The sequence below is a fragment of the Pseudomonas sp. PLB05 genome (genome assembly GCF_021106615.1).
In the GTDB taxonomy this organism is placed as follows: Bacteria; Pseudomonadota; Gammaproteobacteria; order Pseudomonadales; family Pseudomonadaceae; genus Chryseomonas; species Chryseomonas benzopyrenica.
On record NZ_JAJOHO010000001.1, the window covers coordinates 510,251 to 529,013 of the forward strand.

Sequence of the window (18,763 nt, forward strand, 5' to 3'; positions counted from 1 at the left end):
CCCATGATAGAAACCGATCGCCTGATCTCGGCCGGTGGCCGCGACCGAGAGGAATTCCAGGATCGCGCCATCCGTCCGGTGCGCCTGGCCGACTACATCGGCCAGCCGGTGGTGCGCGACCAGATGGGCCTGTTCATCCAGGCGGCCAAGGGCCGGGGCGAGGCCCTCGACCACACGCTGATCTTCGGCCCACCCGGCCTGGGCAAGACCACCCTGGCCAACATCATCGCCCAGGAAATGCAGGTTTCCCTCAAGAGCACCTCAGGCCCCGTGCTGGAGCGCCCGGGCGATCTCGCGGCGCTGCTCACCAACCTGGAAGCGGGCGATGTGCTCTTCATCGACGAGATCCATCGGCTCTCGCCCATCGTCGAGGAGGTGCTCTATCCGGCGATGGAGGACTACCAGCTCGACATCATGATCGGCGAGGGTCCGGCGGCGCGCTCCATCAAGCTGGATCTGCCGCCCTTCACCCTGGTCGGGGCGACCACCCGCGCCGGCATGCTGACCAACCCGCTGCGTGACCGCTTCGGGATCGTCCAGCGCCTGGAGTTCTACGGCACCGCGGACCTGGCCACCATCGTCACGCGTTCGGCCGGCATCCTAGGCCTCGCCATCGAAGCCGAAGGGGCGATGGAGATCGCCCGCCGGGCACGGGGCACGCCGCGGATCGCCAACCGCCTGCTGCGGCGGGTACGGGACTTCGCCGAGGTCCGCGGGCAGGGCCATATCAGCCACGACATCGCCAGTCGTGCCCTCGACCTGCTGGACGTCGACGCCCAGGGCTTCGATCACCAGGATCGCCGTTTGCTGCTGACCATGATCGATAAGTTCGATGGCGGCCCGGTGGGGGTGGATAGCCTGGCGGCAGCCATCAGCGAAGAGCGTCACACCATCGAAGACGTGCTGGAACCCTATTTGATCCAGCAAGGCTATATCATGCGCACGCCGCGCGGGCGGGTGGTGACCCGGCATGCCTATCTGCACTTCGGACTCAACCTGCCGACGCGTCTGGCCCAGGGCGGTACGCCCGATCTGTTCGAGGTCAATGGTAACTAAATGCAGTTGCGAACATTTCTGATTGGCAACGGCGAGGCTAGGTTCTAGAGTATGCACGCGCAATCGCGGAGCCCGTCGCCGTCCGTCCTCAGGTGTCGTGTCTACTACGAAGATACCGATGCCGGCGGCATCGTCTACTACGTCAACTACCTCAAGTTCATGGAACGCGCCCGCACCGAGCGACTGCGCGCGCTGGGCTATGCCCAGTCCGAACTCGCCCGGGACGGTCTGCTCTTTGTCGTCCACAGCAGCGAAGCGCGCTACCATGCGCCCGCGCGCCTGGATGACGAACTGCTGATCGGCGCCGAGGTGGTCGAGGCGAAGCGCGCCAGCCTCAGGTTTTACCAAGAGGTGCGGCGGGCAGAAGACGAGGTCCTGCTCTGTGAAGGGTGGGTGACGGTCGCCTGCGTGCGTGCTGACAGCTTCAGGCCTCGGGCGATCCCGACGGCCATGCGAACGGTTCTTGCCGGAAATCCGGCGTCAATTCAATCAGGAGATTAAGCGTGCAACCCAACGTCGACCATATGTCCATGTGGAGCCTCGTCGCCAATGCCAGTCTGGTGGTGCAACTGGTGATGCTCATCCTGGTCGCAGCCTCTGTCACGTCCTGGATCATGATCATCCAGCGCGGCAATGCCATGCGTGCCGCCAAGCGTTCCCTGGATGCCTTCGAAGAAAAATTCTGGTCGGGCATCGATCTGTCCAAGCTGTATCGCCAGGCCGGCAGCAACCCCGACCCGGACTCCGGCGTCGAGCAGATCTTCCGCGCCGGCTTCAAGGAGTTCTCCCGCCTGCGTCAGCAGCCCGGCGTGGATCCCGATGCCGTGATGGAAGGCGTCTCGCGCGCCATGCGCGTCGCCATCTCCCGTGAGGAAGAGAAGCTCGAGCAGGCCCTGCCGTTCCTGGCCACCGTCGGTTCCACCAGCCCCTACGTGGGTCTGTTCGGTACCGTCTGGGGCATCATGAACTCCTTCCGTGGCCTGTCCACGGCGCAGCAGGCGACTCTCGCCACCGTGGCGCCCGGCATCGCCGAGGCCCTGATCGCCACCGCCATCGGTCTGTTCGCCGCCATTCCCGCCGTCGTGGCCTACAACCGCTTCGCCGCCCGTTCGGAAATGCTGATCAACCGCTACTACACCTTTGCGGACGAGTTCCAGGCCATCCTGCACCGCAAAGTCCACGCCAGCGACGAATAAAGAGGTATCCCATGGTTCCTCGCCGCCAGAAACGCAAGCCCGTCGCCGAGATGAACGTGGTGCCCTACATCGACGTGATGTTGGTGCTCCTCGTCATCTTCATGGTGACGGCGCCCATGCTCAATCAGGGCGTCAAGGTCGACCTGCCCAAGGTCGACAGTCAGGCCCTGCCGCAAGACAACGACAAGCAGATCCTCACCGTCTCGGTGAAGTCCGACGGTACCTACTACTGGAACGTCGGGTCCGAGGTGGATACCGATCAGAAGGCCAAGTCCGAGACCGCCGTGTCGCTGCCGCAACTGAGTCAGCAGGTCGGTGCCATCATGCGTCAGCGTGCTGACACCCAGGTGTTCATCCGCGGTGACAAGGCTGCCAACTATGGTGTCGTCGCCGGTGCCATGGGTGCCTTGCAACAGGCCGGCGTGCCCAACGTCGGGTTGATTACCGAGGCGCCTTGATGCGACACCGCGAGCGTTCGTCGTCCGAAAGTTATTTCTGGCCGGTCATCTGGGCAGTCGCCCTGCATGTGCTGATTTTCGGCCTGCTGTTTGTCAGCTTCGCCTTCACCCCTGAATTGCCCCAGTCGCGCCCGGTGGTTCAAGCGACCCTGGTCCAGCTCAAGTCCAAGAGCTCGGCGCAGGTCCAGACCGAGCAAAAGTTGGCAGGGGAGGCGAAGAAGACCGCGGCCAAACAGTACGAGCAGGAGCAGCTGGAGCAGCGTCGCGAGCAGCAGGAAGCCCAGCGTGAAGCGGCGGCGGCCAAGGCGGCTCAGCAGCAGAAGGAAGCCCAGCACCAGGCCGCGGAACAAAAGAAAGCCGACGACGCTCGAAAGGCGCAGCAAGCGGAAGCGGCGGCCAAGGCCGCCGAGGCCAAGGCTGAGGCCGAGAAACAGTCCGAGGCCGCCAAGGCGGCTGCGGAAGCCAAGCAGGCTGCCGAGCAGAAGAAGCAGGCGGACATCGCCAAGAAGAAAGCCGACGAAGCCGCCAAGCAGAAGGCGGCCGACGAAGCGGCCAAGAAAGCGGCGGCAGAAGCGGCCAAGCAGAAATCGGCGGAAGAAGCCAAGCAGAAGGCCGCAGCCGAGGCTGCCAAGAAGGAAGCGGCAGCGGAAGCGGCGAAGAAGAAAGCGGCTGACGACGCCAAGAAGAAGGCTGCCCAGGCAGCTGCACGCAAGGCGGCCGAAGACAAGAAGGCCCAGGCGCTGGCCGAGCTGTTGTCCGATGATACCCAGCGGCAGCAGGCCCTGGCCGAAGAGCAGGGCGACGAGGTGGCATCGAGCTTCGATGACCTGATCGTGCGTCTGGTCAGCGAGCAGTGGACGCGTCCGCAATCGGCGCGCAACGGCATGAGCGTCGAAGTGCAGATCAACATGCTGCCGGATGGGACCATCACCAGCGCGACGGTGACCCGTTCCAGTGGCAACAAGGAATTCGATAATTCAGCGGTATCGGCCGTGCGTAACGTCGGTCGTATCCGTGAGCTGCAACAGCTGGATCGCAAGACCTTCGATCAGCTGTACCGTCAGCGCCGCATGATCTTCAAACCGGAGGACCTGAGTCTGTGAACACCCTGATCCGTTACATTCTGCTGGGCCTGGTCCTGGTGGTGGGCTCCGCCCAGGCGGCCGATCCGCTGGTGATTTCCAGCGGTAGTGATCGCGCCATCCCGATCGCCGTCGTGCCCTTCGGGTGGCAGGGTGGTCAGCCACTGCCGGAAGACCTGGCCAATATCGTCAGTGACGACATGCGCAATTCCGGGGTGTTCTCGCCGATTCCGCGCCAAAACATGCTGAGCCAGCCGAGCCAGGCCAGCGAAGTGATCTTCCGCGACTGGAAGGCCCTGGGCGCCAACTATGTGCTGGTGGGCAACGTCGTGCCCAACGGTGGTCGACTGCAGATCAGCTACGCCCTGTTCAACGTGTCCACCGAACAGCAGGTCCTGACCGGCAACGTCGGCGGCAGCACCGATCAGCTGCGCGACATGGCGCACTTCATCTCCGACCAAGCCTATGAAAAGCTGACCGGGGTGAAAGGTGCCTTCTCCACGCGCATCCTCTATGTGACCGCCGAGCGCTTCTCCGCGACCAACACCCGCTATACCCTGCAGCGCGCCGACTATGACGGTGCCCGCTCGGTAACCCTGCTGCAATCGCGCGAACCCATCCTGTCGCCGCGTTTCGCGCCGGACGGCAAGCGCATCGCCTACGTCTCCTTCGAGCAACAGCGTCCGCGCATCTTCCTGCAGTACATCGATACCGGTCGGCGCGAGCAGCTGACCAACTTCGAAGGTTTGAATGGCGCTCCGGCGTTCTCGCCCGATGGCAATCGTCTGGCCTTCGTGCTGTCTAAGGACGGCAACCCCGAGATCTATGTGATGGACCTGGGCTCCCGTGCCATTCGTCGTGTGACGAATGACTCCTCCATCGATACCGAGCCGTTCTGGGGCAAGGATGGTCAGACCATCTACTTCACCTCCGATCGCTCTGGCAAGCCGCAGATCTACAAAGCCAGCGTCAGTGGCGGGGGTGCTGAGCGCGTGACTTTCGTTGGCAACTACAACGCCAACCCGAAACTTTCGGCGGATGAAAAGACTCTGGTCATGGTGCATCGCCAGGAAGGTTTCACCAACTTCCAGATCGCTGCGCAAGACCTCCAGCGCGGCTCTGTGCGGGTACTTTCCAACACCAGCCTCAACGATTCGCCCACTGTTGCGCCCAATGGCACCATGCTAATCTACGCCACCCGCCAGCAGGACCGAGGCGTACTGATGCTTGTCTCCATCAATGGTCGCGTCCGGATTCCTCTTCCCACCGCCCAGGGTGACGTGCGCGAGCCTTCCTGGTCTCCTTACCTGAACTGACGGCTAATTAGAAAAGTCCTTAGAAACACCAACATTGCGGTTCTTTTAGGAGTTACATGATGGAAATGCTGAAATTCGGCAAGTTCGCTGCACTGGCTCTGGCCATGGCTGTCGCCGTGGGTTGTTCCTCCAAGGGCGGCGACGCCTCCGGTGAAGGTGCTGGCGCTGGCGCTGGCGCCGGTGCTGTCGACCCGAACGCTGGCTACGGCGCCAACGCCGGTGCCGTTGACGGCAGCATGGGCGATGAAGCCGCTCTGCGCGCCATCACCACCTTCTACTTCGAGTACGACAGCTCCGACCTGAAGCCGGAAGCCATGCGCGCTCTGGACGTTCACGCTCGCGACCTGAAGGCCAGCGGCCAGCGCGTCGTTCTGGAAGGTCACACCGACGAACGCGGTACCCGCGAGTACAACCTGGCGCTGGGCGAGCGTCGTGCCAAGGCCGTTCAGCGCTACCTGGTGCTGCAGGGCGTATCTCCGGCTCAGTTGGAGCTGGTGTCCTACGGTAAAGAGCGTCCGGTTGCCGTCGGTCACGACGAGTCTTCCTGGGCTCAGAACCGTCGCGTCGAGCTGAAGAAGTAATAAACGATGTCCAAGCGCCTGCAGTTCTTGATCGCCCTGACCCTTGGTGTACCGGTTGTCGCCGCGGCTCAGGTTCCCGTACAGGATGGTAGTTATGGTGTTGCCCAGTCCGCTGGGCAAGGCTATGGCAACGCAGGCGCGGCCAGTGCCGGAAACGGGGCTCCCGTTTCCGGCATGGGTCAACTGTTCATGCAGTTGCAACAGATGCAGGATGACATCGCTCGCCTGCGTGGCCAGGTCGAGGTTCAGGAAAACGAGATCCGCCAGCTCAAGCAGGAAGGATTGGATCGTTACCAGGATCTGGATGGCCGACTTTCCCAGCTTTCTTCCGCTCCTGCCAATGCAGGTGCCGGAGCCGCTGCCGGTGCTGCCCAGGGTGGTGCCATAGCGGCCAACAACGCGCCAACGCCGCCTGTTTCCGCAGGGGCACCGGCCGCCAGTAGCGAACCGGGTGATCCGGCGAAGGAAAAGCTGTACTACGACGCTGCCTTCGATCTGATCAAGGCCAAGGATTTCGACAAGGCCAGTCAGGCGTTCAACGCCTTTCTGCGCAAGTATCCCAATAGCCAGTATGCGGGCAACGCCCAGTACTGGCTGGGTGAAGTGAATCTGGCCAAGGGCGATCTGCAGGCCGCTGGCCAGGCATTCGCCAAGGTCAGCCAGGCCTATCCCACCAGCAACAAGGTGCCGGATTCGCTGTACAAACTGGGTGGCGTCGAGCAGAAGCTCGGCCGCACGGATCGGGCCAAGGGCATGTACCAGCAGGTCATCAGCCAATATCCCGGAACCTCCGCTGCGCAGCTGGCGCAGCGGGATCTGAAAAGCCTGCCCTAGCGCAGGCTTTTTTCTTCTATCTCCCGCAACGGAGGCGGATGGCCTGTTTAGCCGTCACGCCCGTGGCTTCCATGCAAAAAGATACCCTACGTCTTACCGAAATCTTCTATTCGCTCCAGGGTGAGGCCCGCACCGTCGGTCTTCCCACCGTCTTCGTCCGGCTCACCGGCTGCCCCCTGCGCTGCCAGTATTGCGATACGGCCTATGCCTTCACCGGTGGTGAGATCCATCATCTCGATGCCATCCTGGAGCAGGTTGCCAGCTACCGGCCACGCCATGTCTGTGTGACCGGTGGCGAGCCGCTGGCGCAGCCCAATTGCCTCAAGCTGCTCGAGCAGCTGTGTGATGCTGGCTACGAGGTATCCCTGGAAACCAGCGGTGCTCTGGATGTCAGTGGCGTGGACGTGCGCGTCAGCAAGGTCGTCGACCTCAAGACCCCGGGATCCGGGGAAATGGGGCGCAACCTCTACGCCAACATCGCTCATCTCACACCGAACGATCAGGTCAAGTTCGTCATCTGCTCGCGTGAAGACTACGACTGGGCGGTTTCCAAGCTGATCGAATATCGCCTGGATCAGCGGGCAGGGGAGGTGTGGTTCTCGCCCAGCCATGGCCAGGTGGTGCCGCGTGAGCTGGCGGAATGGATCGTGGCCGACAGTCTGCCGGTGCGTTTCCAGTTGCAGCTGCACAAGATTCTCTGGAACGACGAGCCGGGACATTGAGCATGAGTCAGCCTAAAGCGGTCATCCTTCTTTCCGGCGGCCTGGATTCCGCCACCATCGTTGCCATGGCCAAGGCCCAGGGCTTCGCCTGCTACACCATGAGTTTCGACTACGGCCAGCGCCATCGCGCCGAGCTGCAGGCCGCCGAGCGCGTAGCGCGTCAGCTGGGTGTCGTCGAGCATAAGGTGATTGGCCTGGATCTCAACGGCATCGGCGGCTCGGCCCTCACCGACCCGGACATCGCCGTGCCGGAGACGCCGGGCGAGGGCATCCCCGTTACCTATGTGCCGGCGCGCAACACCGTGTTCCTGTCGCTAGCCCTGGGTTGGGCCGAGGTGATCGGCGCTCGCCATCTCTTCATCGGGGTGAACGCGGTGGATTACTCCGGCTATCCGGATTGCCGGCCGGAGTTCGTCGAGGCCTTCGAGCGCCTGGCCAATCTCGCCACCAAGGCGGGTGTGGAAGGGGATACCTTCAGGATCGAAGCCCCGCTGCAGTACCTGTCCAAGGCGCAGATCGTCGAGACCGGTACCCGGCTGGGCGTGGACTACGGTCTGACCGTGTCCTGCTATCAGGCCAACGGCGAAGGCGAAGCCTGCGGCCGCTGCGACAGCTGCCGTCTGCGCGCCGAAGGCTTCAAGGCGGCCAAGATTTCCGACCCCACCCGCTACCGGTAAAAAATTTCATCTAGGGTGTTGATTCTCCTGAGAAAATCGCTAGAATGGCGGCCACTAACGGGTCGTTAGCTCAGTCGGTAGAGCAGTTGGCTTTTAACCAATTGGTCGTAGGTTCGAATCCCACACGACCCACCATCTTCACCAGAAACCCTCCGCAAGGAGGGTTTCTGCGTTTCCTCAGCTCAGACAAGCAGCCGTCTGTGGCGGAATCTAGCCTCGCGGTTTGATGATTTCAAACTGAATCAGCTGGTGCCCTGAGCCCGGCACCGTCTGGCCTGGGCGCAATCTTGCCTTCATCTTTGCTGCGCAGTTATCCATGCCTCACTGCCGATGTGAGCGGTCGCGCCCCATTGCTAATCCATTCTGCGAGTTGACCGAAGGCTGCTGGTGCGCAAGGTCGGGGAGGCTCGCCGGTTGCTGCGAGGGCAAAGGAGGGAATTGCTTCAACGCCTCTGGTCGACTCTCCTGTTGTAGGCGGGGGCTGTGATCAATACGGGCTATCAGGTTCCTCGGAGTCTTGTCGGCACGTTCCTCCAGAACATGACGCATCTGGTGCGGATCCGTCTTGATGCATTCCATGGTGGTAGCGATGCTGGAGTGGTTCAGCAAGGGGGGTGATAGCGCTGGAATTCCTGGCTGCTGAGGCCCCATTCCGGGGCGACAGCGCTGTCGTTACCCTGTACCGCGCTTTGACGTTCAGCACTACCTGTTTCGCCTGAGAAGACTTGGGGCGCGGCCTGGTCAGCGGTGAGTGCCAGTGCGGCCAGTGAGATCAGGATGAGGGCGACCGCAAGGCTTGCCGGGAGAGGGGACTGTGGGCATGGGTTGCCTCTGCGGGTGACGCCGTCGACGCTGAACTGCGCCTGGCGGTCGTTGAGATTGGCCAGTCGCCAGCGGGTCCCGCCGACGTTGTCGCCTGGGCGTACCAGGTAGAGCTCGCTGAGCTGGATGCTGCCGGGTGGGGCGACGGAGAGCAAGAGCTTGCCGCTGCGGTACTCGATGCCGACAACGGTGAAGGGAGGAGGGTCTCGATCAGCTTGGGCGGCTTGGGCGGCTCGGACTGATTTTGTTGCCGCCATTGATATGGCCCGATTATGAATGGGATATAGCGCATGCTCGCAAGAGCGCTCCTCAGACTCTTGCAAGGCGTTTTGACTGCCAAAATTGCCTTGTATTAAAGGCTAGATGACCTGCCAAGCTAGGGTTCAGCGCTTGTGTCGAAGTTCTCTGGATCAACGTTGTTTGGAAGTTTTGGGAAAATCATACCCTTCCCCGCTCGTTTTGCTTCGTACATAAAGACATCAGCTTCGCGGATTAACTCAGGGGCGCTTGTAAGCGAACCGGGCGTGTATACCGCTATACCCATCGATGCCTGTACGTGTACGGAGCCGCAAGGGAGTTCAACTGGTTGTACGATGCTTGCTAGCATTTTAGATGCAACCATTCTTGCGTCAGAGAGGCCATTTTGTACACTTTCTAACGCAACGGTAAACTCATCGCCAGCTAAACGGGCAACCATATCACTGGCGCGGCTAGTGTCTCGTAGACGACCGGCCACGACGCGAAGTAGTTCATCGCCGGCCTCATGGCCAAACGTGTCGTTAATAGCTTTAAAGCCATCTAGATCGATGAACACGAGCGCTAATGGAGTTTTGTTGCGATCAGCACGTGCAAGTGCCAACGGAAGTAACTCTGCGAGAGCACGACGATTGAGCAACCCAGTAAGTGGATCTTGCCTCGCCTCTTGTTCTCGCTGAGCCTCCCTAGCTTTACGGTCTGAAATATCGTGTAGGAAGGCACTGAACTGAGTGCGTGTGCCAATTTTCAGTGCTCGAAGTCTAACCTCTACCAAAAGCGACGTACCATCTTTGCGCAGTGCTGGTAGTTCCAGTCGCTGGTTGAGTACTTTTGCCTCGCCAGTAGTTAGAAAACGCGCCATCCCGCGGCGGTGCGCCTCACGCATTGCTGTCGGTATAATTAGCTGATCCAGCGGGACACCAATCGCCTCGTGTGCTGACCAGCCAAATGTTTCTTCCGCCGTCTTATTCCAAGCAGTTACCGCGCCTGTGTCGTCGAGATTAATATAGGCGTCGTTAGCGTTTTCAATGACCATCGTCAGTTCGGCTTCACGATCACGAACTGTCTGCTCAATAAGCTTCTGCCGTTGGATGGCGTTATATAACACCAGATTAGTATCGGATAATTGCTGGGTGCGCGCCTGAACTCGATCTTCTAGCTCGTGATGCAGTGACGTTAGGCTCTCCACCAAGTGGCGAATGACCATGCTCAGCTTTTCGACTTCCAGGCTGCCCCTCACCAGCGGAATTTCTACCTTGGCGCCTTCGGAAAGGCGTGTAGCCGCCTCAGCTATCCGGTTCAAAGGCCTGGTAATAATTCCCGCCACGAACCATCCCAAAACGGCAAATGCAATAGCCAGCACGCTCCCCCATAGGAGTATTTCAGAGCGGATTTCCCGAGCCTCTGCAAAGGCAAGGTCTGCCGGCTGCCGAGTCACCACGGTCCAGCCCAGACCGGGATAGCCATCAAGGCCAGCACTCTCGGCAAGTCCTACTACGTAGAGTTTGCGATCCTGCCATTGGCTGACTGCCCACCGTGCTCCGCTTCTGTAGTCGATGCTGGGATCAATGGGTTTGCCAATGAGATGCTTAGGTCCCAATAGGACCATGCCGTCCTGACTGACGACGAGATATTCCAGGCCGGGAAGGCTTTTCTCCGCCGGTTCAAAAATGGTCCGTCCAACCTCTGCGGCCCATTGCCAGGACAGATGGGAGGCCAGTACGCCTTTGAAGGCTCCAGCGTTGTCCCGTATCGGCATGCTGATATCAACGAATTTCATGGCTTCCCCTGATGGGTTAGGCAGAAGCTTCGCAAGCATGACCGCTTCGTGCACGTCGCCTACAAAGGTACGGTCTTGGCCGTTTATAAACACTGGCCGCTGCGCAATGCTCATACCCTCAAGCAACCGCCCGGTTGATGCGACCACCTTGCCTTCAGTATCTGTAAGCCCGATCCATGAGAAGCTGGGAAATTGGGCAGTGAGGTGGTTGAGCAGCCTACGTGCCTCACCTACGCTTCCGGGTTGACGCAGTGCCTCCAGGGCACTGAGGACGGTAAGCTCCTTAGAGCGGCTATACATATCCCGGTCAAGGCGGTCGATCATTGAAGCGGCGTATTCTGCAAGCTGATTGCCAGTCTGCTCTTTGAGTCTGGAAATCGAAGACGCGCCAATGACGGTACCGAAGATACCGGTAAGCACCAAGACAGAAAGCGCGACGACGATTGCAAATTTTGCCCGCAGGCTTTGGAAGGAAAATAGACGGATCATGGGTCGCTCTAGTGGGGCCAAATGCTTCTGTTCCTCGGCATTCTGAGGAGGCTATCGGCCGCCATCTCCAGCGCTTTATCCATTACTTAGCATTTTCTTCTTCGATGGCTAAGCAGGCCTACTGTCAGCTTAAACCGCGGGAATTGATAGTGATATCAAATGGCTATATCGGGCTGAAATGAGCTTATGCCCTAGCAGAGTAGCAGTTATTCCCGGTTTACATGCCGGGTTGCCGCGATCCCTTCCGAGATATACGTCGCTGTTTTTGGCCCTGCATGGCCTTGACTGAGCGCCGGGCCATTGCTCGGTGAACGGGTACCGTTCGTCAGCAACGCGCCTGATCCGGTACAAGAAATCGCAGCGACGTCCGAAGAACAGAGTGATAGATCCACCCAGATCAATAGCGCCATGCTGCAGGTTCCTCAGAGCTCCCAATAGAGCGCCTCGCCATCCGAGCAGCTTGCCACCGCGAAAGAGATAGGCGGTCAGGCCGAACAACCGCGCCCACGGATGGGACTTTTTCAACACCGATGACCGGCGCTTGGTTCAGGACCTCAGCCGTTTCATCGAGCTGCTGCGACCAGTCGCTTTTCGTTCTTGCCTGTCGGACCTGCGCTATACCTAGACCCCGATTACCACGAGTGCCGGCCGTCCTCTTATCCATTTTGCCGTAACCAGCGCCGGAGGCGCTTTCAGCATGCTCAACAAACTTCGCGTCTCGACCAAGCTGGCGATCGGTTTCGGGGCCGCCATCTTGATGCTGCTTTTGGTCATGGGAGTCGCCTTGCTGAACATGGGGACGATGAAGGACTCGGCCGACAACATGTCGCAGTTCCGCTTCCCCATGACGGTGCAGGCCAACACCCTGGTGCGCAACACACTCGACAGCGGTCGTCTCATGCGCAACCTGTTGCTGCTGGACGACCAGAGTGCTGTGGCCAAGACCAAGGAAGACATCGCCAAGGTGCGCGCGGGCAACAGCGAGATCCTCGCTGCCCTGCAAAAGAAGATCACCAGCGAGGACGGCAAGCAGAAGCTGGCCGTTGCCGCTGATGCGCGTCAGCGGTTGCAGGACAAATACGGCGAATTCTTTCGTCTTCTGGACAGTGACCGCGGTCAGGCCCGGGATTACCTGCTGAACGTCTTCGCCCCCAATAACAACGAGCTGGTCGCTGCCCTGGGCGCGCTCAACGATCTGCAGGCCCAGCGCATGCAGGAAGCCGGCGATGCGGCTACTGCCGCCTATGTGAATGCCCGCAACCTGATGCTGGGGATCGGTGCCTTCGCGGTGCTGGTCTCCATCCTGCTCGGCTACCTGATCACCCGCAGCCTGATCCGTCAGCTGGGTGGCGAGCCGGCCTATGCCGCCGAGGTGGTGCAGCGCGTGGCCCGTGGCGACCTGAGTGTCGAGGTGGCGACCCGTGAGGGTGACACCACCAGCATGCTGGCGTCCGTACGGGCCATGACCACCACCCTGGCGCAGATCATCAGCGACGTGCGCAGCTCGGCCGATGGCTTGGCCAGCGCCTCCGAAGAGGTTTCAGCCACTGCCCAGAGCATGAGCCAGGCCAGTACCGAGCAGGCGGCATCCGTCGAGGAAACCAGTGCCAGCATCGAAGAGATGTCGGCCTCCATCGCCCAGAACACCGAGAACGCCAAGGTCACCGACGGCATGGCTGGCAAGGCCGCGCGGGAAGCGGACGAGGGCGGTCAGGCTGTACGCGAGACGTTGGTGGCCATGAAGACCATCGCCGACAAGATCGGCATCATCGACGACATTGCCTACCAGACCAACCTGCTGGCGCTCAACGCGGCCATCGAGGCTGCCCGCGCCGGTGAACACGGCAAGGGCTTCGCCGTGGTGGCCGCCGAGGTACGCAAGCTGGCCGAACGCAGCCAGGTCGCTGCTCAGGAGATCGGCACCGTGGCCAAGAGCAGCGTGGCCCTGGCCGAGCGCGCCGGGTCGCTGCTGGGCGAGATGGTGCCATCCATCAACAAGACCTCCGACCTGGTGCAAGAGATCACCGCCGCCTCGGAAGAGCAGAGTGCTGGCGTCGAGCAGATCAACGGCGCCATGCTGCAACTGAGCCAGATCACCCAGCAAAACGCCTCTGCATCCGAAGAGTTGGCCGCCACGGCGGAGGAGATGAGTGGCCAAGCCGAGCAGCTTCAGCAACTGATGGAGTATTTCACCCTTGGCGGCTCGCCGGTGGTACAGCAGGTCGCCCGTCCCAACGCTAACCAGTCGGGTTGGAGCTTGGCTGAGCAAAAGTCCGCGCTGTTCGATAGCTCTCGTCGCGCGTCCGCTGGTGGCGTGCCGGTCGGTTTTGCTCGTTTCGAAGAGCAAGCCTAATGTCATCTCTCCCTACTTGCACTAGATTCGCGCGGCTCACTGGCAGGAACGGGCTTTGCAGCACTAGTGCGGCTGGACGCGGGGATCTGGCGCTTCAGGCACAGCTTTCTTACCTTGCTGTAGTGCACCCTGTGTTTGAGACCAATCGCCTGGTCCCTATCGGTGCCCAACTTAGCCAGTAGCGCCTCGCTTAGTGGTTGTTCAACCTGCAGCTTTGGAATGTTGCGCCGCTTTCGCTCGCGGTCCATCAGGTCATCTGGGATGCCAAACCGGTGAGCCAGCTCGGCGTCGCGCAACTTGCCCAGTCACGGCACGGCCTCAGGAGGTAAGGTCTGCACCCGTGGCGCGCGCTTCGCCGGGGCCAGGCCCTGGCGCAGGCGCATCTTGTAGACTGCGCCCCGGCTGATGCCGAGCCGCCTGGCGACGATGGCATCGGGTTCCTTTCCAAGGAGAGCGGGATTCTCCGTGGTCCACCGAAACAGCGTCTCGCCCTGGAATCCCGCTTGCTTCAAATCATAGGGGGCGATTGCCAGCGCTTGTCGCCTGCGCGTTACCGTTATGCGGGACATACCCCACCGATCGCCCAGGGCCGTATCGCTCTCGGTCCCGAGCAAGGTAAGCATCTCGTCTGTCCAGGTCATCATCACATTTCAAAGCATCTGTAGCACCGGCCAGTCTAGCGGCATGGCACCAGGCGGACCACGGCGGGCCTTGCGTTCTCCAGGTTGGTGAGAGGGTAGGCCATCGCTGAATGGAGACCCGAACATGGTACCGGTTGAACAGCTCAAAGCCGCAGCAGAACAACTTCCGAAATGGAGCCCGCAGATCACCAGCCGGGTAGGCTGGGTCAACTGGCGCGGAGGCTTCCAGATCAAGGCGCACTGGTACAGGAATTGTTCGCTTTTGTGCTGCTTCGACTTCAAGCACAGCGCCGCGCGGGATGCTGTTCTGGCAACCGCCTTCAAGCGTTTCGCCGTTCCTGGCACCTGGCCGAGAAAGATCGATGGCCAGGCTGGTCCTGCCTCGACTACTCGTTTCAGTCGGACCACTTCGTATCCATCAACGAACTGGCGGAAATCGCGGACGCCAAGGGCTATGCGTACACCGTCTGTACGTGTAGGAATGCGTCGGTGCTCGACCGGTTTTCGAGACGCTGGGCATCCCCCTAGTCACTGGCGAGATGGGCAAGGAATGGGTGGGCGGCGAGTTCATTTCCTACGCCTGTCCTTCTGGCCAGAATCTGTAGTTGTCTGCCCCTCTTTCTGGCTGGCTGACACCGGCCAAGGCCGGGCGGCGCAGTACTCCGATGCGCAGTGAGCCGTAAGCTGGAGTTGTTCGCTCTGTCACCTGACGGCCTGTTGCTAGCCGTCCGGGTACCGCGAGGCCTACAGTTTCCGCCTTGGCATGCTCGGCTTGGTTCAATAGTCCTTCGCGTCAGGGGATCAATGAGAGCTCTTTAACTGGGATCTTGTGATAGCAATTCTATCTTTAATGTAGCTTTTATCATTTATTGAATGTATGTCAAATGGTAGTGTGATCACTCTTGAGTGGAGTCGACATTGAAAGCGCGCAATTATTGACCCATCAGGACAGGCAGGACTAACGAGTACTAGGTAATCCTCAAACTCTTGGTTGAGCAATTGCGTCAGCGTCTGAGTGTGCATTGTGGTTGTCTGAAAGCTTTTCATAGGCTACGTCTCAGGTTTATTTTATTGACTATGGCGGTTCAGTAAAAATGTTCCTTTTGCTATTTATTGCTATCGAGCTTTCGGTATTTTGGAGTCTAATAAACAGTTTTTCTAATGTCGATGAGGTTTTTTGCGTTTATTTATTTTATTTTCGTCGCTCGCGAATTTTGAGAGGGTAGTCTCTTTCTGATTAATTTTTTCAAAAAAAGAATCGAGGTGACGGGGTCTATTCGATGCATGAGTTTTCATTTTTTATCCCCTGTCCCCTTTGTCGCTTCCTCACTGATATTGTTTCTTTTTGATTTAATCTAGATTGATAGAAGTCGTCTTGCCATAAGATTGACGTCGCGCTTGATTTGTTAAGATATAGCAAGTCGTCATCAGTTTTTTTCTAGAGCTAGCGTTACAGCTGTTTCTTCTACAGGTTCAATACTTAAAGAAGTTGTTATTTCGGATTGGGAAAAAATATCTTTTAAATCCGGTGTTACTGCATCAGGATTTCGCAGTTGATCAATTCCGTCGCATAGATTTTTATGGACAGTCAGCAGGTAATTGCGATCAGTGTCATCGGGAGGCACTAATTTGAAGTTCATAAGTTACTCTGCATACATATTTGATAGCTATTGTCGTCTCGGAAGGTGATTCTTTAATGTTGTTCGTCGCCGACGAGGTGAACAGACAAGGCACCCAGTGGATCTTGACGTTGATGATGTTAATATGCATTAAGTCGACTTTGTTGGAGGTCGCCGAGAGAAAACCAATTAGTCGTGAAAAGAGTGTAATAATTTTGTGAAGACGAGGGGGTGATGCCGTTTTTATGGTCAGGCGTTGCTACAATAAAAATGATAGGCGGTAAGGCTTTTTTAGGGCTTTTGAGACCAAAACGACGTTGGTGATTTTCATAACGTCGACGGCGAATCTTGAAGCATCACTTGCGGCTCGTGGTCGCTTGCGTCATCTGCAAATGCAGGCAGGCCTACTTGATGATGCACTCAATGAAAATCTCGACCCCGGGTGTCGAGGCCCTGCAATAATTCACTGATGTATCCCCAAGTCGGCCGGCTACGACGTGCTAGTACGCCATTGCACGTCTCCATGGTCCCGTCCACTCGCAGCAGCTGTGACGCCACTAACTCCCGCCGCTGGGGCTCCGCGAAGGCCGCCCACACCACTACCTTGACCATCCCATACTCGTCTTCCAGCGTCACGAAGGTCACGCCGCTTGCGATACCCGGCCGCTGCCGATCAACGACCAAGCCAGCGATCCGGGTCGGTGCTCCTGCACGTCCCGCGATCTCATCAGCCGCCGCGCTGAAAGCTCCGGTCGCGGCAACCTACGGATTGCCACCGAGATTTGAGTATTCGCAGCAGTTGAAAAGGCCCTTCAATGTTGTGTTGTTATTCATCCCAAGAGACCTTGCATGGAAAAGGATTTCGATTGGAAAATGTGATCGACTGCAAATGGCTAGCCAAGTTTTAGTTCTCTTAAGGAAGCGCTAAGGTGCTTCTGAAAATACTCTTTTCTATCTACGCGCTAATGTGGGGTGCTCTAAATTTGATGTTTAATTTTATAGGTATAAAAGGGGTTTAAATGAAGAGGTCAATGCTGGCAGCATGTTTTCTTATCTTGTTTGCTAGCGCCCACCAGGCGCTAGCAAATAATTCAACCGTTGCACAGATTGCGTCTCCTGAAATTTCCGGCTCTGCAGGTAAGTCAGATAGGGGGCATAGCAAGGGCAGCCACGTTAAACACGTTAAGAAAGGTGGAGCTGGTGGTTCTGGCGGAGCAGGTGGTGCCGGCGGTAGTGGTGCTGTACCTGGAAAAGGAGGCGCTGGCGGAAAAGGTGGGGCGCCTGGCGCGAACGGCACGCCTGGTGCAGATGGTGCTCCAGGAGCAGATGGCGCTCGAACCTAGCTTGATGTAACGAAGGGGAAGGAAATGCCTTGCCCTTCGTTGCCTAGGCTGGCGGCGAGAATGCAAAACGCTAACGTTGAATTAATACGACTTATCGAAGATCCCGACTACGGGTATCAAGCCCTTGGAGCAGTTCGCTAATGTCTTGTAAGCGCCCTGCGACGACATGCAGTACGCCATCTCGCGTCTCAATGGTGCCATCCACACGCATTTGCTGTGACGCCACCAGCTCTCGCAGCTGGCGCTCTGCCAGGGTTCGCCAAACCACCACGTTCACCATCCCATACTCGTCCTCCAGCGTCACGAACGTCACGCCGCTGGCAGTACCCGGCTGCTGCCGACCGACGACCAGGCCGGCGATCCGGACCGGTTGGCCATGGCGCCGATCCTTCAGGTCCTTCGAGCTCATCAGCCGCCGGGCCGTAAGCTCCGGCCGCAGCAGGGTGAGCGGGTGCGGTCCCAAGGTGGTACCCAGTGAGGCGTAGTCATGTCCATGGCGGCCCACCTGCGTGTCGATATGAGCGTTGTCGTAGGCCGTCAAGGCATCGAGGTCTCCAAGCACCATGCTGTCCAAGCGCGCGAATCTCAATGACCAGGCGGTCGCCTGAGCTGTAGGACGATGCACGGATTTCGGTAATGACGAACTCGCCGCGGTACTTGCCCTCGCCTTGTTGCTCGAGCACGGCGTCCAGGCAGGAGTGGCTGGAGGGCCTGGGAAAATGGCGGAAGAGGTGGAAATGGTGGTCCTGGAGTAAATGGAGGCTTCGGTGGTAATGGAGGAGCCGGAGGAGCGGGGCGGGGGCGCCGGAGCAAACGGTGGGGATGGCGGGAGTGTTGACGCAGTCCGTTTCTGCAATCGATAGCGGTTTGGCCTGACCACGATGAAGTGGTCCAGCAGCCGGATCTCAAGCAGCGCTAGGTTTTGTACGAAAAATGCCTACGCTCGGCGATTTTCGTACAGAACCTAAGGCGTCACGCAGATGCCCGGTTGTTGAAGCTTTACCGAACCGGTGAAGTGGACACCCTTGAGTTGGTGCGTGATATGGCTTCGCTGACCCTCAACGCCAAGGGCAGTGGGGAAGCGGTACCTGTTTATGAGCAGAGCCTTGCCCACGACTCCTTGCCCCAGGCGTGCATGAACAAGACCATTTGCCTTGCCGGAGCGAATGAGGGAGGCGCTATGGATACGCAGATTCGGCATCTTGAAGAGGGTCTCGCCGAAGGCCTTGATTTGCATCCGCTCGATGAGCATGAGCAGCGGCTGGATCTGCTGGAGGACGAATTCGCGGATTATTCCGAAGAAGATCTGATCGAAGCCACGCGCCTGGCCATGGCGGAGCTCGCAGCTGATGAGGAGGCTAGCGGAGCGAGTTACCAGGGGCTGCCTCCCAGGTCCAAGCGCTAAGGGTTCTCGTAAAGCCGCCTTGGTCAGCCTTCAGTCAAGATGGTAGGTCCTTACACCCTGCGGAGGATTGGCAACGGAGGCAGGAGCGCCTGACTGTCCGGCTGGCATTGAGCGAATGGCGTATCCAGCAAAGT

18 protein-coding genes, 1 tRNA gene and 2 pseudogenes are annotated in these 18,763 nt (G+C 59.1%); 14 read left to right on the forward strand and 7 right to left on the reverse strand.

Translation table 11 applies throughout. The annotated features are described in order from the left end of the window. Positions 1 to 3: 3 nt before the first annotated feature. The 11 genes from ruvB (at position 4) to LRS53_RS02460 (ending at position 8,057) form a co-directional block, all read left to right on the forward strand. Complete coding sequence (ruvB, locus tag LRS53_RS02410; RefSeq protein WP_017642116.1) at positions 4 to 1,056, forward strand: Holliday junction branch migration DNA helicase RuvB; 1,053 nt, start codon at positions 4 to 6, stop codon at positions 1,054 to 1,056. Between the two features lie 51 nt (positions 1,057 to 1,107). Continuing rightward, the gene (gene ybgC / locus LRS53_RS02415; RefSeq protein ID WP_017642117.1) at positions 1,108 to 1,557 is read left to right on the forward strand and encodes a tol-pal system-associated acyl-CoA thioesterase; all 450 of its coding nucleotides are present in this window, start codon (positions 1,108 to 1,110) and stop codon (positions 1,555 to 1,557) included. Between the two features lie 2 nt (positions 1,558 to 1,559). After that, a complete protein-coding gene (gene tolQ / locus LRS53_RS02420; protein WP_026083969.1) occupies positions 1,560 to 2,252 on the forward strand; it encodes a protein TolQ in 693 nt (230 codons plus the stop codon). 11 nt (positions 2,253 to 2,263) lie between these two features. Beyond that, positions 2,264 to 2,710, forward strand: coding sequence for a protein TolR (tolR, locus tag LRS53_RS02425; RefSeq protein ID WP_017642119.1), 447 nt, complete (start codon positions 2,264 to 2,266; stop codon positions 2,708 to 2,710). Further along, positions 2,707 to 3,813, forward strand: coding sequence for a cell envelope integrity protein TolA (tolA, locus tag LRS53_RS02430; protein ID WP_231354809.1), 1,107 nt, complete (start codon positions 2,707 to 2,709; stop codon positions 3,811 to 3,813). Before tolR ends, tolA begins: the two co-directional genes overlap by 4 nt. After that, complete coding sequence (gene tolB / locus LRS53_RS02435) at positions 3,810 to 5,108, forward strand: Tol-Pal system beta propeller repeat protein TolB (protein WP_017642121.1); 1,299 nt, start codon at positions 3,810 to 3,812, stop codon at positions 5,106 to 5,108. Before tolA ends, tolB begins: the two co-directional genes overlap by 4 nt. Positions 5,109 to 5,167: 59 nt before the next feature. Next, positions 5,168 to 5,689 carry a peptidoglycan-associated lipoprotein Pal gene (gene pal, locus LRS53_RS02440; RefSeq protein WP_017642122.1) on the forward strand — a complete coding sequence of 174 codons (522 nt, stop codon included), beginning with the start codon at positions 5,168 to 5,170 and terminating at the stop codon, positions 5,687 to 5,689. A gap of 6 nt (positions 5,690 to 5,695) precedes the next feature. Further along, the gene (ybgF, locus tag LRS53_RS02445) at positions 5,696 to 6,523 is read left to right on the forward strand and encodes a tol-pal system protein YbgF (protein WP_231354810.1); all 828 of its coding nucleotides are present in this window, start codon (positions 5,696 to 5,698) and stop codon (positions 6,521 to 6,523) included. Between the two features lie 71 nt (positions 6,524 to 6,594). Then, positions 6,595 to 7,245, forward strand: coding sequence for a 7-carboxy-7-deazaguanine synthase QueE (queE, locus tag LRS53_RS02450; protein ID WP_231354811.1), 651 nt, complete (start codon positions 6,595 to 6,597; stop codon positions 7,243 to 7,245). 2 nt (positions 7,246 to 7,247) lie between these two features. After that, on the forward strand, positions 7,248 to 7,922 hold the full coding sequence (queC, locus tag LRS53_RS02455; RefSeq protein WP_231354812.1) for a 7-cyano-7-deazaguanine synthase QueC: 675 nt from the start codon (positions 7,248 to 7,250) through the stop codon (positions 7,920 to 7,922). Between the two features lie 59 nt (positions 7,923 to 7,981). After that, positions 7,982 to 8,057: transfer RNA gene (locus tag LRS53_RS02460), tRNA-Lys, on the forward strand. A 467-nt stretch (positions 8,058 to 8,524) separates the two neighbouring features. On the opposite strand, the gene LRS53_RS23760 is transcribed toward LRS53_RS02460, so the two are convergent. Beyond that, positions 8,525 to 9,001, reverse strand: coding sequence for a hypothetical protein (locus tag LRS53_RS23760; RefSeq protein WP_442968470.1), 477 nt, complete (start codon positions 8,999 to 9,001; stop codon positions 8,525 to 8,527). Positions 9,002 to 9,120: 119 nt separating this feature from the next. Beyond that, positions 9,121 to 11,268 carry a diguanylate cyclase domain-containing protein gene (locus tag LRS53_RS02470; protein WP_231354813.1) on the reverse strand — a complete coding sequence of 716 codons (2,148 nt, stop codon included), beginning with the start codon at positions 11,266 to 11,268 and terminating at the stop codon, positions 9,121 to 9,123. A gap of 697 nt (positions 11,269 to 11,965) precedes the next feature. Between LRS53_RS02470 and LRS53_RS02475 the strand changes: the two genes are divergently transcribed. Then, a complete protein-coding gene (locus LRS53_RS02475; RefSeq protein ID WP_231354814.1) occupies positions 11,966 to 13,621 on the forward strand; it encodes a methyl-accepting chemotaxis protein in 1,656 nt (551 codons plus the stop codon). A 305-nt stretch (positions 13,622 to 13,926) separates the two neighbouring features. Here LRS53_RS02475 and LRS53_RS02480 read toward each other — a convergent pair whose 3' ends face one another. From LRS53_RS02480 to LRS53_RS23765, 3 genes are all read right to left on the reverse strand, one after another. After that, on the reverse strand, positions 13,927 to 14,244 hold the full coding sequence (locus LRS53_RS02480) for a hypothetical protein (RefSeq protein WP_231354815.1): 318 nt from the start codon (positions 14,242 to 14,244) through the stop codon (positions 13,927 to 13,929). A gap of 1,445 nt (positions 14,245 to 15,689) precedes the next feature. Then, a complete protein-coding gene (locus LRS53_RS02485) occupies positions 15,690 to 15,902 on the reverse strand; it encodes a hypothetical protein (RefSeq protein WP_231354816.1) in 213 nt (70 codons plus the stop codon). A gap of 399 nt (positions 15,903 to 16,301) precedes the next feature. Further along, positions 16,302 to 16,526, reverse strand: a complete 225-nt coding sequence (locus tag LRS53_RS23765; RefSeq protein WP_442968471.1) for an OB-fold nucleic acid binding domain-containing protein — start codon at positions 16,524 to 16,526, stop codon at positions 16,302 to 16,304. 546 nt (positions 16,527 to 17,072) lie between these two features. Between LRS53_RS23765 and LRS53_RS02495 the strand changes: the two genes are divergently transcribed. Further along, the gene (locus LRS53_RS02495) at positions 17,073 to 17,234 is read left to right on the forward strand and encodes a hypothetical protein (protein WP_231354817.1); all 162 of its coding nucleotides are present in this window, start codon (positions 17,073 to 17,075) and stop codon (positions 17,232 to 17,234) included. A gap of 81 nt (positions 17,235 to 17,315) precedes the next feature. Here the strand turns inward: LRS53_RS02495 and LRS53_RS02500 are convergent. Further along, positions 17,316 to 17,711, reverse strand: a pseudogene (locus LRS53_RS02500) (OB-fold nucleic acid binding domain-containing protein); the annotation flags it as partial. Between the two features lie 45 nt (positions 17,712 to 17,756). Then, positions 17,757 to 17,913 (reverse strand): annotated as a pseudogene (locus LRS53_RS02505) (DUF3275 family protein); the annotation flags it as partial. Between the two features lie 353 nt (positions 17,914 to 18,266). Here LRS53_RS02505 and LRS53_RS02510 point away from each other — a divergent pair. After that, a complete protein-coding gene (locus LRS53_RS02510) occupies positions 18,267 to 18,629 on the forward strand; it encodes a hypothetical protein (RefSeq protein WP_231354818.1) in 363 nt (120 codons plus the stop codon). Positions 18,630 to 18,763: the final 134 nt, after the last annotated feature.